We start from the raw sequence: 13861 nt of genomic DNA, 5'->3' as shown, positions 1-13861 counted from the left end.
GGGCGATGCGCAGATGAACAGCCAACATCCAGATCGCGTCCAGACGCACTGCCGTCGTCTCGCCATCACGCCGGGTGAACCGGCGGGCATAGGCCCGGATCTGGTACTGCAGATAGCCCGGCAGGATTGGCCTCACCAGTTGGTGGTGATCGCCGATCCCGCCCTGCTGCGCGAACGGGCCGCCCTGCTGGGGCTGTCCATCGAGCTGGAACCCTATGACGCCAGCGCCCCTGCCCGCCCCCAGCGAGCGGGGACGCTGACCGTCTGTCCCCTGCCCCTGGGTGCCCCTGCGGTACCCGGCGAGCTCGATGAGGGCAATGGCGCCTACGTGCTGAATACCTTGCAGCGAGCCTGTGACGGCAACCTGAGCGGCGAGTTTGCCGCCGTGGTGACCGGGCCGGTGCACAAGGGGATCATCAATCAGGCCGGGGTCTCGTTCAGCGGTCATACCGAGTTCTTCGCCCAGCAGTCGGGCACCGCCGACGTTGTCATGCTGCTGGCGACCGAGGGGCTCAGGGTGGCGCTCGCCACCACCCACATTCCGCTGGCCTACGTGGCCAAGGCCATTACCGAGGATCGCCTCGGCAAGGTGATCCGCATCCTGGATGCGGATCTCAAGCAGAAATTCGGCATAACTCAGCCCCGGATTTACGTCTGTGGCCTCAATCCCCATGCCGGGGAAGGGGGGCACCTCGGCCGGGAGGAGATAGAGGTGATCGAGCCAGCCCTGGCCGCCTTGCGCCAGGAAGGGATCGATCTGGTCGGCCCCTTGCCCGCCGACACCCTGTTCCAGGACAAATACCTCAAGGATGCGGATGCGGTACTCGCCATGTACCACGACCAGGGGCTGCCCGTGCTCAAGTACAAGGGCTTCGGCAACTCGGTCAATATCACCCTGGGACTCCCATTCATCCGCACTTCGGTGGATCACGGCACCGCGCTGGATCTGGCAGGCAAGGGCCTGGCCGATCCCGGCAGCCTGGTCACCGCGATTAACCACGCCATTCAGATGGTAGAGAAAAAATAATATGAGCAGTAAGGTGCACATGGGCCACACGGCCCGTAAGCGTTTCGGTCAGAACTTCTTGCATGACAGCTATGTGATCGATCAGATAGTGGCCGCCATCAACCCGCAGCCGGGTCAGAACCTGGTGGAAATCGGCCCGGGTCTGGCCGCGCTGACCGAGCCGGTCGCCGCCCAGATGGACAAGATGACGGTGGTCGAGCTGGACCGGGATCTGGCCGCCCGCCTGCGTGAACACCCGACGCTGAAAGACAAGCTGACCGTCATCGAAGCCGATGCCATGCGCTTCGACTTCGGCACCCTGATGGGGGAAGGCAAGGGGCCGCTGCGCATCTTCGGCAACCTGCCCTACAACATCTCCACCCCCCTCATCTTCCACCTCTGCGAGTTCGCCGATCGGGTGGAGGACATGCACTTCATGCTGCAAAAGGAAGTGGTGCTGCGTCTGGCCGCCGGCCCCGGCAGCAAGGCCTATGGCCGCCTGAGCGTGATGACCCAGTACTACTGCCAGGTCGTCCCGGTGCTGGAAGTGGGTCCGGGAGCCTTCAAGCCCGCCCCCAAGGTGGATTCCGCCGTGGTGCGCCTCATCCCCCACAAGAACCCTGTCCACGTGGCCAAGGACATTCGCTGCCTGAACCGGGTCTGCACCGAGGGCTTCGGCCAGCGCCGCAAGACCATTCGCAACAGCTTCTCCAACTTCATCACCGACGCCCAGCTGACCGAGCTTGGGATCGATGGCAACCTGCGCCCGGAGAACCTCTCCCTCGAGCAGTTCGTCATGATCGCCAACTGGCTGGCCGATCAACAGCAGGCCTGATCCCATGGCACAGCCCCGGATAGAGGTCCGCCCGCACCCCAGCTATGTGGCGGGCACCCAGGATCCTTACCATTTTCTCTACCTCATCGAGATAGAGAATCTGGGGCCGGGCACAGTGCAGCTGCTGCATCGACGCTGGCTCATCACGGATGCCGATGGCAAGATGCAGGAAGTGGAAGGCCCCGGGGTGGTCGGTGAACAACCCTTCATCGCCCCCGGCGAGACCTTCAGCTATCAGAGTGGCGTTCCCCTCGCCACTCCCTTTGGCGTGATGGAGGGCAGCTACCTGCTGCAGGATGAGTCCGGGCAACAGTTCGAGGCTCCCATCCCTCCCTTCACCCTGGCCGTACCCAATATCATTAACTGAGGTTTCATGGCGAATTGCTTTGTCGGCGACATTCAGGGCTGCTACGACGATCTGCGCCGTCTGCTGGATCTTGCCGAATTCGACTCCGATAAGGACACCCTCTGGCTGTGCGGCGATCTGGTCGCCCGTGGTCCGGATTCCCTCAACACCCTGCGCTTCGTCAAGTCGCTGGGAAGCCGCGCCGTCACCGTGCTCGGCAACCACGATCTGCACCTGCTGGCGGTGGCCAACGGGGTCGCGCCCCTCAAGAAGAAGGACAGGCTGCAGGCCCTGATGGAGGCACCGGATCGGGACGAACTGCTGGAGTGGCTGCGCCAGCGCCCCCTGCTGGCGGAACATCCCGATCTGCCCATCATGATGATCCATGCCGGCCTCTCCCCCGCCTGGGATGCCCGCACCGCCCGCAACTGTGCCCGCGAGGTGGAGAGCCTGCTGCGCGGGGATCAATACCAGTGGCTGCTGCACAACATGTACGGGGATCAGCCGGACAGCTGGGATGACAGCCTGATGGGCATAGAGCGCTACCGCTACATCATCAACAGCTTCACCCGCATGCGTTTTTGCTACTTCGACGGTCGGCTCGACTTCAAGTGCAAGAAGGGCCCGACAGAATCCACCCCAGGCCTGCGCCCCTGGTTCGAACAGCGTGAGCACCACGTGGACGATCCCATACTGGTGTTCGGCCACTGGGCGGCCCTGATGGGGGTCACCGGCAAGGAGGACATCAAGGGGCTGGATACCGGCTGCGTCTGGGGCAACAGCCTCACCCTGTGGCGTTATGAAGACGACGCCCTGATTGCGACCCCCTGCCCCGCCTACGCCAAGTGAGGCGGACGCTCCCCTAATGAAACGGGCCCGGCATCACTGCCGGGCCCGTTTTCTTGCCAAGGCTTCAAGGACTAGAGTTTGCGCCCCAACCGTTTCTCCACCTGACGCCGTTCCCACTCTGGACCGAACAGCTTGAACGGCTGGAACAGGTTGATGGCGTGGGACATCAGCCCCAACCCCCAGCCCAACATGGGCCACCAGGCCCAGATGTAGTCCGGGTTGCTCAGATAGTTGATGACGAACAGCCCCCCTATCACCAGCACATAGCTGATGAGGTGGCCGTAGAAGCCCTTGAGCCCCTCCACGAACTTCATCGCCTCCCGCTCGTCCCGGGCGACATGCACCGCCCCCTGACCGTTGAACTCATGCCCTTTCATCTCGCTCTCCTGTAGTTGAGTCACGTCGAGCTCAAAGACGGAGGCCAGGGCCTTGAGGGATTCCAGTCCGGGCTGCTGCCCCTGCTCGATCCGCTGTATGGTGCGCACACTCAGACCGGAGAGGGTGGCCAACTGCTCCTGGGACCAACCCCGCTGCAATCTCAATTTCCTGACTATCATCATCGGCTCCTCGTGATTTTGGACAGGGTCAGCATAGGGCCGGGGACGGTGCGGCGACACGACAAAGCCCTGACAGCAACCTGACTATCATGTTAAATCAATGAGTTATAACTCTTACCGTCCACACTTCAGAGACTCTGCATCAGCTCGGCGGCGATCTCGAACGAGCGCAGCCTGGCCTCATGGGAGACAATGGGGCCGTTGAACATCAGCTCGTCGGCCCGAGTCTCGGCCAGCAGCGCCTGCAGGCCGTGGCGCACCTTGTCTCTGTCGCCCACCAGGGAGCGGGCCAGGGTCTGCTCCATCGCCATCAATTCACGGGGTGACCACTCTTCCCCCAGATCCTGCACCGGCAGGGGCAGCTTGCCCGCATCGCCGCGATAGAGGCGCAGGAACTGCTGCTGCAAGGTGGTGAACAGGAAGCGGGCCTCCCTGTCGCTGTCGGCGGCGATCAGGTTGATGCACACCACGGCGTGGGGCTTGGGCCAGCGGGCCGATGGCCGGTACTGGGTGCGATAGAGCTCCAGCGCCTGCAACAACAACCCGGGGGCGAAGTGGGAGGCAAACCCGAACGGCAGCCCCATGGCCGCCGCCAGCTGGGCGCTGTAGAGGCTGGATCCCAGCAGCCAGATGGGCACGTGCAACCCCTGGCCGGGGACGGCCTGCACAGCCCCCACTTCGTCGCCGAAGTAGTGCATCAGCTCGCGCACATCGGCGGGGAAGTCATCCACCTCGCCGCTCTTCTGGCGGCGCAGGGCCTGCATGGTGCGCTGATCGGTGCCGGGCGCCCGCCCCAATCCCAGGTCGATGCGATCCGGATAGAGGGAGGCCAGGGTGCCAAATTGTTCCGCGATCACCAGGGGGGAATGGTTCGGCAGCATGATGCCCCCGGCTCCCAGCCGCAGAGTCGTCGTGCCACCAGCCAGATGGCCGATCAGCACCGAGGTGGCGGCGCTGGCGATGCCCGGCATGTTGTGGTGCTCCGCCAGCCAGTAGCGGTGGTAGCCCCACCCCTCGGCATGACGAGCCAGGTCCAGTGAATGGCGGAATGATTCGGCCGGCACGGCGCCTTCGGGGACGGGTACCAGATCGAGGACGGAATAAGGGATGGCGGACATGGGACACTCCATTGCGTCAGGTTCAACAAGCTGCGGGCAATGTAGCATGAGATATCTCGATGACACATGCCGAGCCGCTCCGAACCCAGACAAGATTTCATGCGAGGCCCATCGTCATTTATGCGAAGAAGTACAACCCATTGTTATAATTTGCTTTTTCATCACTCAAAACTGCGCTACGTCAGTCTCTGACGGTCGTCAAGTGACACTTTCCACACTAACAACAAGCTTCGCACGGCACTACCCTCTGCTGGCTCGTCATCTGTCGTGGGCAGGACCCTCAACGATACCAACCGGAGAATACAGGCATGAATGCGACTACTGATACCAAGACCGGCCTCTTCCTCGCCACCTTCGACATCGGCAAAGCCATACCGGGCGCCCCCCTGCTGCGCCTCAACCTCAGCGTCTATACCCCGGGCGAGACCCTGAGCGGTGTCGCTCACCTGACCCAGGCCACCAATCCGCCGCTGGATCAAGCCTCCGACGTGAAAGGCCAATACACCTATATGTGCGTCATGCCCAAGCAGTGCCACGTCCTGGTGACGGCTCAGGGCTACCCCATCATCAAGTGGCCGCAACATGCGGGCATAGGCCCCGTGATCCTGCCCAACTTCGAGCTGCGCATGGTACTGAGCGAAGACTGGAAGTCCGGCACAGCCAACTACAAGTATCAAGATAACCAGCAGAAGTGGCACGAGGTGAAAGACGCCCCCGTCACCCTGGTGCCCGCCGCCGTGCTGGCCTGATCCCGGCGGCCCCACGGGGCCGCTTTTTCCCTCTAAGATTCTTCTGCCCGTTGCTGTGTTTTTTGTCATCCTTCGAACACACTGAATTGTCGCCCAAGGCGATAAGTGAACGTGGGACAAGGATGCGTCCATGACAAAATCAAAGCTCAACTGCCGACCCTTCTACGTGCATATCGCCACCCTGTTTATTCTGCTGTTCACCGTGCTGGGGGGCGCCCTCATCCTGCTGCAATATCGGCAGGCCATGCAGCAGGGGCTGGAGCACGAGCGCCAGAGCTTCCTGCAATATCGCGAACAACTGGCGCTGGCCCTCAAGCTGAACGAACGCCCGGCCCGCATGTCCCTGAGCCTGCTGCGCAGCGGTCAACTGGCGGCCATGACGGATCTGGAGGCGCGCCTCACCTATCTGCCCCAGCTGGCGGAGGTGCTGGCCAACAGCACCAGCTATGGCGCCATCTATGCGGGCTACGCGAACGGCGATTTTTTTCTGGTGCGCAAGCTGACCCAGCGCGCCAGGGAGCGGCTGGAGCAAGCCCCACCCGCCAGCTATCTGCTGGTACAGAGCCTGAGCCAGGGCCAGGGGGAGTTCCTCTACTTCGACAAGCGGCTCCATCTGCTCGAGCGACGGCTGATGCCGGACTACAGCTTCGACCCCCGCAGCCGCGACTGGTACAAGGAGGCCCGCTGGCAGACCGGCATCATAGTGACCCACCCCTATCTCTTCTTCACCACCAGGGAACCCGGCATGACGCTGGCGGTGGAGAGCGATGATCGCCAGGCGGTGATCGGGCTGGATACCGGGGTCGAGGGGCTCTCCGCCCTGATCGGGGGGCTCTCCCTGCCCAGCCACTGCCAGCTGGTGCTGTTCGATGAGATGGGGACCTTGCTGGCGACGGATCCCAAGCAACTGCCGAGCTTCGATCAGCTGAGCCGCCTGCCCATGCTGTCGGCCCTCAATCACCCCGTGCTGACCCAATTGCAGCAGCAGATAGTCACCCACCCCACCCTGCTGCACGAACAGGGCGAGCAGACCCTCACCCTGACCACGGCGGAGAGACGCGACTGGCTGGTCAACCTCTCCCCCCTCGGGGAGGGCTCCCCCTTCTACATCGCCCTGCTGGTCCCCACGGAGGCGCTGGCGGCGCAGGCCCGCCAAGAAGCGCTGCAGAATCTCATCTGGGCCCTGGCCGGATTGCTGCTACTGCTGCCCATCATCTGGCTGGTAGCCAGACGCACCGCGGCCCCCCTGCTGGCGCTGACCCGGGAGGCGGAGCGGATCCAGCACTTCGACTTCAGCGAGCGCAAGGAGCCCGACTCCCCCATCCGGGAGATAGACGATCTGGCCCGCACCATGTCGGGGATGCGGCTGACCCTGGGCAACTTCATGAACATGGGACGGGCGCTCTCGGCCGAGCGCCGCTTCGACTCCCTACTCAACCGCATCCTGCACGAGACGGTGGCGGCGGCGCAGGCCGAAGGGGGCTGCCTCTATCTCGCCCAGGAGAAACAGATGACGGCGGTGCAGGCCATCTGGCAACAACAACCTCTCCCCTGCGAGCGGGTCCACTGGCAAGAGGAGCTGCTCGGCGGGCTCTATCATACGGAGCGGCTCAGCCAACCCCTGGATGAGGGGCGCTGGCAGCAATACCTGGCGGACTGGGGCCCCTTCCCCGGCCCCCATCAACTGCTGGCCGAACCCCTCTACAACCACCGCCAGGAGCTGATCGGCTGCCTGCTGCTGATCCTGCCCCAATGCTCCGACTCCGAGCTGGCCTCGCGCATCAGCCTGATCGAGGCGCTGGCGGGCATGTCCGCCTCCGCCATCGAGAACCAGCGCCTGCTGGAAGAGCAAAAGCAGCTGCTGGAGGCCTTCATCGAGCTCATCGCCGGCGCCATCGACGCCAAGAGCCCCTACACGGGTGGCCATTGCCAGCGCGTGCCCGAGCTGACCCGCATGCTGACCGAGGCGGCCTGCGCCCAGCAGCAGGGACCCTTCGCCGCCTTCCACCTGAGCGAGGAGGAGTGGGAAGCAATCCATATCGCGAGCTGGCTGCACGACTGTGGCAAGGTCACCACCCCGGAGTTCGTGGTCGACAAGGCCACCAAGCTGGAGACCCTCTACGACCGCATTCACGAGGTTCGCACCCGCTTCGAGGTGCTCAAGCGCGACGCCTACATCGAGGAGCTGGCCTCCCGTCTACCGCCCCAGGAGCGGCTGGCGAGCCAGAGCGCGGTGGCCCCGCTCTGGTCCACCCTGGATGAAGAGTTCGCCTTCGTCGCCGAATGCAACCTGGGGGGCGAGTGGATGGCACCGGAGAAGCTGGCGCGGCTGAACGCCATCGCCGGTCGAACCTGGCTGCGCACCCTGGATGACAGGCTGGGGGTCAGCCGGGAGGAGCTCAGGCGCCACCCCGATGGCGAAGACCCGGCCCTACCCTGCCTCGAGCCCTTGCTGGCAGACAAGCAGGTGCACCTGATTCCCAGGCCCAGGCAAGAGAATCTGACCGATCACAATCCCTGGGGCTTCAAGGTCAGGGTGCCCTCCCAGCTCTACAACCGGGGGGAACGTTACAACCTCGCCATCACCCGCGGCACCCTCACCGAGGAGGAGCGCTACAAGATCAACGACCACATAGTCCAGACCATCCGCATGCTGGAGCGCCTCCCCTTCCCCCGGCATCTTCGCAAGGTTCCGGAGATCGCGGGAGGGCATCACGAGCGGATGGACGGCACTGGCTACCCGCGCCAGTTGCAGGGTTCACAGATGAGCATCCCCGCCCGCATCATGGCCATCGCCGATATCTTCGAGGCGCTGACCGCAAGCGATCGCCCCTACAAGTCCGGCAAGACGGTCTCCGAGGCGCTCACCATCATGCTGCGCATGGTGGAGGAGCAACACATAGATCCGGCCCTGTTCGACCTCTTCATCGAGAGCGGCGTCTGGCGCGACTATGCGAAGCGCTTCCTCTCCCCCGCTCAGCTGGACGAGGCGCAGTGCCAGACTCTGCTGGCGGGTAGTGGCCGCTCAGCAAACCTGTCGAGCGCATCATCATAAGGAAAACGGGTGGAGGACTAACCTTGCGATAAAGGTAGAACCGCCACAGCAGAGCCTCGCTCGCATGACGCCCATAAAAAAACGGCCAACCTGAGTTGACCGTCTTGAATCGCGACAGTGAGCCTTAGAACAGCAGATGGGCCACGCCGGCGATGACCGGTAGCGTCACCAGGGTGCGCAACAGGAAGATGACAAACAGCTCCCACAGCTTGACCGGGATCTTGCTGCCGAGTAGCAGGGCACCCACTTCCGACATATAGATGAGCTGGGTGACCGACATGGCGGCGATCACGAAGCGGGTGATGTCGCTCTCTATGGTGGAGGCCAGCACCGCCGGGATAAACATGTCCGCGAAGCCCACCATGATGGTCTTGGAGGCCGCCTCGGCCTCCGGCAGTTGCAGCAGCTCAAGCAAGGGCACGAAGGGGGCACCCAGCCAATTGAACACAGGGGTGTGCTCCGCCAGCATCAGGGCGCAGGTGCCGATGGCCATCACCACGGGCAGCACGCCAAACACCATGTCCAGCGCATTCTTCACCCCTTCCCGCGCCACGGCGCCGAGGTCTGTCATGCTGTCGGCCTTGGTCAACGCACGCTGGTAGCCATAGCTCAGCACGCTGTGCTGATGGGGGATGGCCTCCTGCTTGCGGCACAAGGGGGTGCCGTCGCTGTAGACATCCTTCTTCCAGGAGAGCGGTGGCAGGCGCGGCACGACTATGGCGGCGACCACGCCGGCCAGGCAGACCGTCAGGTAGAAGGGCACAAACATGTGCTCCAGCTTCACCTGGGAGATCACCACCAGGCAGAAGGTGATGGAGACCGCCGAGAAGGTGGTGCCGATGACCGCAGCTTCCCGCTGGGTGTAAAACTTGCCTTCATACTGCTTGCTGGTGAGCAGGATGCCGACGCTGCCATCCCCGAGCCAGGAGGCGAAGCAGTCCACCGCCGAGCGACCCGGCAGGCGGAACACGGGCCGCATGATGCGGGTCATCATGGTGCCGACGAACTCCAGCAGACCGAAGTCCAGCAGCAGGGGCAACAGCAGGCCCGCGAAGATGAACACCGAGAACAGCACCGGCAGCAGATCGTTGAGCACCAGGCCACCGGTCGCCCCGGAGCGCAGCATTTCGGGCCCCACCTCGAAGAAGGTCAGCAGCACGAAGACGCCCCCCAACACCCGCACGCAGGCCCAGAACGGGGAGACGTTGAACAGGCTGTTGAGGAAGGGACGACGGACCAGGATGGCCGGCTTGAACAGCCAGGCGACGAGCGTCATCAGCATGGTAGTGGTGATGATGGCGCTGACCATGGCCACCAGGTGATCGGCGAACACGGTCTGCACCAGCTTCGCCAGCACGGCGACGGGAATGGTGACGTTGCCGTCATAGATGACCGGGGTCATGAACAGCAGGATCCCGATGAGGGACGGGACGAGGAACATCAGCAGGTTGCGGCGGGTACGGATCGCCGGGGCCTGCAGGGTCTTTTCCAACATGATTTACAGCCTTAATGTGACTTTTCCTTCAGCCAGGCCGCCTGCATATTCATGCCCTCGCCCGACAAACGGGCGCAAGAATAACCCAAATAAATGCACAAACAAGCTTTTAACGGATCATTTCAAGCATAAATATTTTTACAGGCAAACCATCCATCAGAACAAACCAAAACAGTCATGCATATTGATGCAGCATCAATCGGTTAGCATATTGTTTCAAATAGGTTAAGTTCAGCTGCGCAGTATAAATTGTCACAAACAACAGGCAATAAGCTGCATGGCAAATATATCTATAAGGTGATCCGGTCGAGCTTCCCATAAAAAAACCGGAGCCTGTTGCCAGGCTCCGGTCTCGTCGCGACGGGGTGAGGATCAGTCGCGCACGTAGATGACTTCGACGCCATCGTCGTCTTCGTCATCCCAGTCATCGTCGTCATCCAGGGCGTCATCGAAGGCCTTGGACGCCGCCAGGGCCTCGGCTTCCGCCTGAGCCAGCTGGTTCTTGTGGTAATCGTCCCACTTGAACTCCACCTTCTCGATGGCAGCCTTGGCATCGGCCTCCAGCTGACGGGGCATGGTATCCAGCAGATCCAGGATGTCGTAGCACACCTTCTTGGTGCCTTCCTTGGTGATGGCGGTGATGGCGTAGACGGGCCCTTCGTGGTTCAGGGCGGCCTTCACTCTGTCCATCACTTCCTGGGCTTCTTCTTCCAGGATCAGATCCATCTTGTTGAACACCAGCCAGCGCGGCTTGCTCGCGAGTTCCGGGCTGTATTTCTCCAGCTCGCGGACTATGGTCACCGCATTGTCGGCAGGATCCGAGCCATCCACCGGGCAGATGTCCACCAGATGCAGCAACACGCGGCAGCGCTCGAGGTGCTTGAGGAAACGGATCCCGAGGCCAGCACCTTCGGCGGCTCCCTCGATCAGGCCCGGAATGTCGGCGATGACGAAGGAGCGGGAGTTTTCACCCCGTACCACGCCAAGGTTCGGGACCAGGGTGGTGAAGGGGTAGTCGGCAACCTTGGGGCGAGCCGCAGAGACGGCGCGAATGAAGGTGGACTTGCCGGCGTTGGGCAGACCCAGCATGCCGACGTCGGCCAGCAGCAGCAGCTCCAGCTTCAGGGTCCGCACTTCACCCGGGGTGCCGTTGCTCTTCTGGTAAGGGGCGCGGTTGACCGAGCTCTTGAAACGGGTGTTGCCAAGGCCGTGGAAGCCGCCCTTGGCGACCAGCAGCTTCTGGCCGTGGGTAGTCAGATCCCCCAGCAGCTCGCCGGTGTCTTCATCGCTGGCACGGGTGCCCACCGGCACGCGCAGGGTACGGTCCTTGCCGCGGCGACCGGTACAGTTGGCACTCTGGCCATTCTCGCCACGCTCGGCGGCGTGGAAACGCTCGAAGCGGTAGTCGATCAGGGTGTTCAGGTTCTCGTCGGCGATCAGATAGACATCGCCACCGTCACCACCGTCACCACCGTCAGGGCCGCCGTTCGGGATGTACTTCTCGCGGCGGAAGCTCACACAACCGTTACCACCGTCACCGGCATCGACTCGAATCTGGACTTCATCAACAAACTTCATAGGTAACCGTCACCTTCAATTCGAAAAACCGATACGCAATTATAGTGGTACAGACCCCTGCGGGCGAGACGCATCTGGCCTGTGGGGCCCGTCTTCGCCAGCACTGCCGCGTGCCGCTTTTTCGTCAAACTCATCAGAAAAACAAAAGCCCCGCCTGTTGGCGGGGCTTTGGATCCTTGCGGTCCGTAATTACTCAGCAACGATGCTGACGTACTTACGATTCTGCGGACCTTTAACTTCGAACAGCACTTTACCGGTCGCAGTTGCGAACAGAGTGTGGTCGGTGCCCAGGCCAACGTTGGTGCCAGGGTGGAACTTGGTGCCACGCTGACGAACGATGATGCTGCCTGCCAGAACTGTTTCGCCGCCGAAACGCTTAACGCCCAAGCGTTTAGCTTCAGAATCGCGACCGTTGCGGGATGAACCGCCAGCTTTTTTGTGTGCCATCTATCGGACTCCTCTAATTAAGCGCTGATGCCAGTGATTTTGACTTCAGTGAACCACTGACGGTGGCCCGCTTGCTTACGGTGGTGCTTACGACGACGGAACTTGACGATAGTCACTTTCTCGCCACGGCCGTGAGCCACAACTTCAGCTACAACCTTGCCACCTTCAACGAAAGGAGCACCTACTTTAAAAGTGTCGCCTGCAGCAACCATCAGCACTTCGTTGAAGTCGATGGTAGCGCCAGTCTCTACGTTCAGCTTTTCCAGACGAACGATTTGACCTTCGGCCACACGGTGTTGTTTTCCGCCGCTTTGGAATACCGCGTACATTTGATTAACTCCGTAAAGGCGTGTCTTTTGCTCAAGGCCAGACACGCGCAAAAACCTATAACAATGGGCGGGCATTCTACGCAGAACGATTTGCCGAGGCAAGGCCATTTTAGCAAAAAGTTTATTTTGTGCGCATATCCCTCGCCGTGAATAAACGCTTAACTGTAACCCATTGTGAAATCGTGTAGAATCCCCGCCATTGCTAAAAACGCAGTAATTGCTGCCGTCACGTTACGAGACTTATGGACCAACAGACTATCCGTGCGCTCTGTGCCGCCGACATGACGGCGGTCAATGAACTGATCCTGGCCCGGCTCCAGTCCGATGTCAGCCTGATCAACCAGCTGGGTTTTTACATTGTCAGTGCAGGCGGAAAACGGATGCGCCCCATGCTGACCGTCATGGCCGCCCGCGCCCTGGGTTATGAGGGTGAAGATCACCTGAAGCTGGCCGCCATCATAGAATTCATTCACACCTCCACCCTGCTGCACGACGACGTGGTCGACGAATCGGACCTGCGCCGCGGCCGGGAGACCGCCAACGCCCTGTATGGCAACGCCGCCAGCGTCCTGGTGGGCGATTATCTCTACAGCCGCTCCTTCCAGATGATGAGCGAACTCTCCAACCTCAAGGTGATGGAGATCCTATCGGATGCCACCAACACCATCGCCGAGGGGGAAGTGTTGCAACTGATGAACTGCAACGATCCGGACACCACGGAAGAGAGCTACATGACGGTCATCTACTGCAAGACCGCGAAGCTGTTCGAGGCCGCCACCCGCCTCGCCGCCGTGCTGACCCATCAGCCCGCCGCCATCGAGCAGGCCATGACCGACTACGGCAAGTACCTCGGCACCGCCTTCCAGATCATCGACGATGTGATGGACTACTGCTCCCAGAGCGACGAGATGGGCAAGAACGTCGGCGACGATCTGGCCGAGGGCAAGCCCACCCTGCCGCTGCTGCGGGCAATGGCCGCAGGCTCACCGGAGGAACGCCAGCTGGTACGCGATGCCATCGAACACCGCAACGGCATGGACCACCTGGACCGGATCCTGGCCATTCTGGACCGTACCGGTGCCCTGGAGTACTCCCGCCAGAAGGCCCGGGAAGAGGCCGACAAGGCCATCGCGGCGCTGGCCATACTGCCGGACTCCGAGCATAAGCAAGCCCTGGCGGCCCTGGCCGAGATGGCGGCGCAGCGCAGCGCCTGAGCGAAATCCACATCCAATAAAAAAGAGGCCACGGGCCTCTTTTTTATTGTCTTCCTATTGCCCGGGACCCGGCCCGGACTGTTGCACGGTCAGTGGCCCAGCGCCCAGAGGATCACGGCCCCCGTCACCACCAGGCAGCCGCCGATACGGCGCAACTGCTCCGGTGGCTGATCGCTCAGCAGCCTCAGCATCTGCTGCCAGGCCTTTGGCATCAACAAGGGACCCAGCCCCTCGAACAGCAGGAGCAGCCCCAACCCCATCAACACGGATGTCAGCATTCCCT

Annotated in this window: 14 protein-coding genes; 7 read left to right on the top strand and 7 right to left on the bottom strand. The window is 62.0% G+C overall.

Features of this window, described 5'->3' with window-relative positions:
• Positions 1-13: 13 nt before the first annotated feature.
• Genes pdxA through ACT5M9_RS16160 form a run of 4 tightly spaced genes read left to right on the top strand, consistent with a single transcriptional unit; the run spans position 14 to position 3036 of the window.
• Complete coding sequence (gene pdxA / locus ACT5M9_RS16175; RefSeq protein WP_457980432.1) at positions 14-1027, top strand: 4-hydroxythreonine-4-phosphate dehydrogenase PdxA; 1014 nt, start codon at positions 14-16, stop codon at positions 1025-1027.
• A 1-nt stretch (position 1028) separates the two neighbouring features.
• Entirely contained in the window at positions 1029-1841 is an 813-nt protein-coding gene (rsmA, locus tag ACT5M9_RS16170) for a 16S rRNA (adenine(1518)-N(6)/adenine(1519)-N(6))-dimethyltransferase RsmA (RefSeq protein ID WP_438550420.1), read from the top strand.
• Between the two features lie 4 nt (positions 1842-1845).
• A complete protein-coding gene (gene apaG, locus ACT5M9_RS16165) occupies positions 1846-2208 on the top strand; it encodes a Co2+/Mg2+ efflux facilitator ApaG/CorD (protein WP_457980434.1) in 363 nt (120 codons plus the stop codon).
• A 6-nt stretch (positions 2209-2214) separates the two neighbouring features.
• The gene (locus tag ACT5M9_RS16160; protein WP_438550422.1) at positions 2215-3036 is read left to right on the top strand and encodes a symmetrical bis(5'-nucleosyl)-tetraphosphatase; all 822 of its coding nucleotides are present in this window, start codon (positions 2215-2217) and stop codon (positions 3034-3036) included.
• 71 nt (positions 3037-3107) lie between these two features.
• Here the strand turns inward: ACT5M9_RS16160 and ACT5M9_RS16155 are convergent, their stop codons facing one another.
• On the bottom strand, positions 3108-3593 hold the full coding sequence (locus tag ACT5M9_RS16155; protein WP_457980436.1) for a 2TM domain-containing protein: 486 nt from the start codon (positions 3591-3593) through the stop codon (positions 3108-3110).
• A 128-nt stretch (positions 3594-3721) separates the two neighbouring features.
• On the bottom strand, positions 3722-4711 hold the full coding sequence (locus ACT5M9_RS16150) for a luciferase-like monooxygenase (RefSeq protein WP_457980437.1): 990 nt from the start codon (positions 4709-4711) through the stop codon (positions 3722-3724).
• A 308-nt stretch (positions 4712-5019) separates the two neighbouring features.
• Between ACT5M9_RS16150 and ACT5M9_RS16145 the strand changes: the two genes are divergently transcribed.
• Both ACT5M9_RS16145 and ACT5M9_RS16140 read left to right on the top strand, forming a co-directional pair.
• On the top strand, positions 5020-5460 hold the full coding sequence (locus ACT5M9_RS16145) for a DUF1842 domain-containing protein (RefSeq protein ID WP_438550425.1): 441 nt from the start codon (positions 5020-5022) through the stop codon (positions 5458-5460).
• Between the two features lie 130 nt (positions 5461-5590).
• On the top strand, positions 5591-8515 hold the full coding sequence (locus ACT5M9_RS16140; protein WP_457980439.1) for an HD domain-containing phosphohydrolase: 2925 nt from the start codon (positions 5591-5593) through the stop codon (positions 8513-8515).
• A gap of 124 nt (positions 8516-8639) precedes the next feature.
• On the opposite strand, the gene ACT5M9_RS16135 is transcribed toward ACT5M9_RS16140, so the two are convergent.
• The 4 genes from ACT5M9_RS16135 to rplU all read right to left on the bottom strand — a co-directional run bounded on the left by ACT5M9_RS16135 (position 8640) and on the right by rplU (position 12364).
• Positions 8640-10010 carry a YjiH family protein gene (locus tag ACT5M9_RS16135; RefSeq protein ID WP_457980440.1) on the bottom strand — a complete coding sequence of 457 codons (1371 nt, stop codon included), beginning with the start codon at positions 10008-10010 and terminating at the stop codon, positions 8640-8642.
• 372 nt (positions 10011-10382) lie between these two features.
• Positions 10383-11588 carry an Obg family GTPase CgtA gene (cgtA, locus tag ACT5M9_RS16130; RefSeq protein WP_434665914.1) on the bottom strand — a complete coding sequence of 402 codons (1206 nt, stop codon included), beginning with the start codon at positions 11586-11588 and terminating at the stop codon, positions 10383-10385.
• 189 nt (positions 11589-11777) lie between these two features.
• Positions 11778-12035 (bottom strand): 50S ribosomal protein L27, encoded by a 258-nt coding sequence (rpmA, locus tag ACT5M9_RS16125; RefSeq protein ID WP_005911261.1) that lies wholly within the window; start codon positions 12033-12035, stop codon positions 11778-11780.
• A 17-nt stretch (positions 12036-12052) separates the two neighbouring features.
• A complete protein-coding gene (gene rplU, locus ACT5M9_RS16120; RefSeq protein ID WP_005304210.1) occupies positions 12053-12364 on the bottom strand; it encodes a 50S ribosomal protein L21 in 312 nt (103 codons plus the stop codon).
• A gap of 242 nt (positions 12365-12606) precedes the next feature.
• On the opposite strand from rplU, the gene ispB reads away from it, so the two are divergent.
• Complete coding sequence (gene ispB, locus ACT5M9_RS16115) at positions 12607-13578, top strand: octaprenyl diphosphate synthase (protein ID WP_457980442.1); 972 nt, start codon at positions 12607-12609, stop codon at positions 13576-13578.
• A gap of 89 nt (positions 13579-13667) precedes the next feature.
• On the opposite strand, the gene ACT5M9_RS16110 is transcribed toward ispB, so the two are convergent.
• Positions 13668-13856 (bottom strand): DUF2065 domain-containing protein, encoded by a 189-nt coding sequence (locus ACT5M9_RS16110; RefSeq protein ID WP_457980444.1) that lies wholly within the window; start codon positions 13854-13856, stop codon positions 13668-13670.
• Between the last annotated feature and the right edge of the window lie 5 nt (positions 13857-13861).

The organism is Aeromonas sp. AE23HZ002T15 (assembly GCF_054165525.2).
This window is presented reverse-complemented; position numbering and strand designations above follow the sequence as displayed.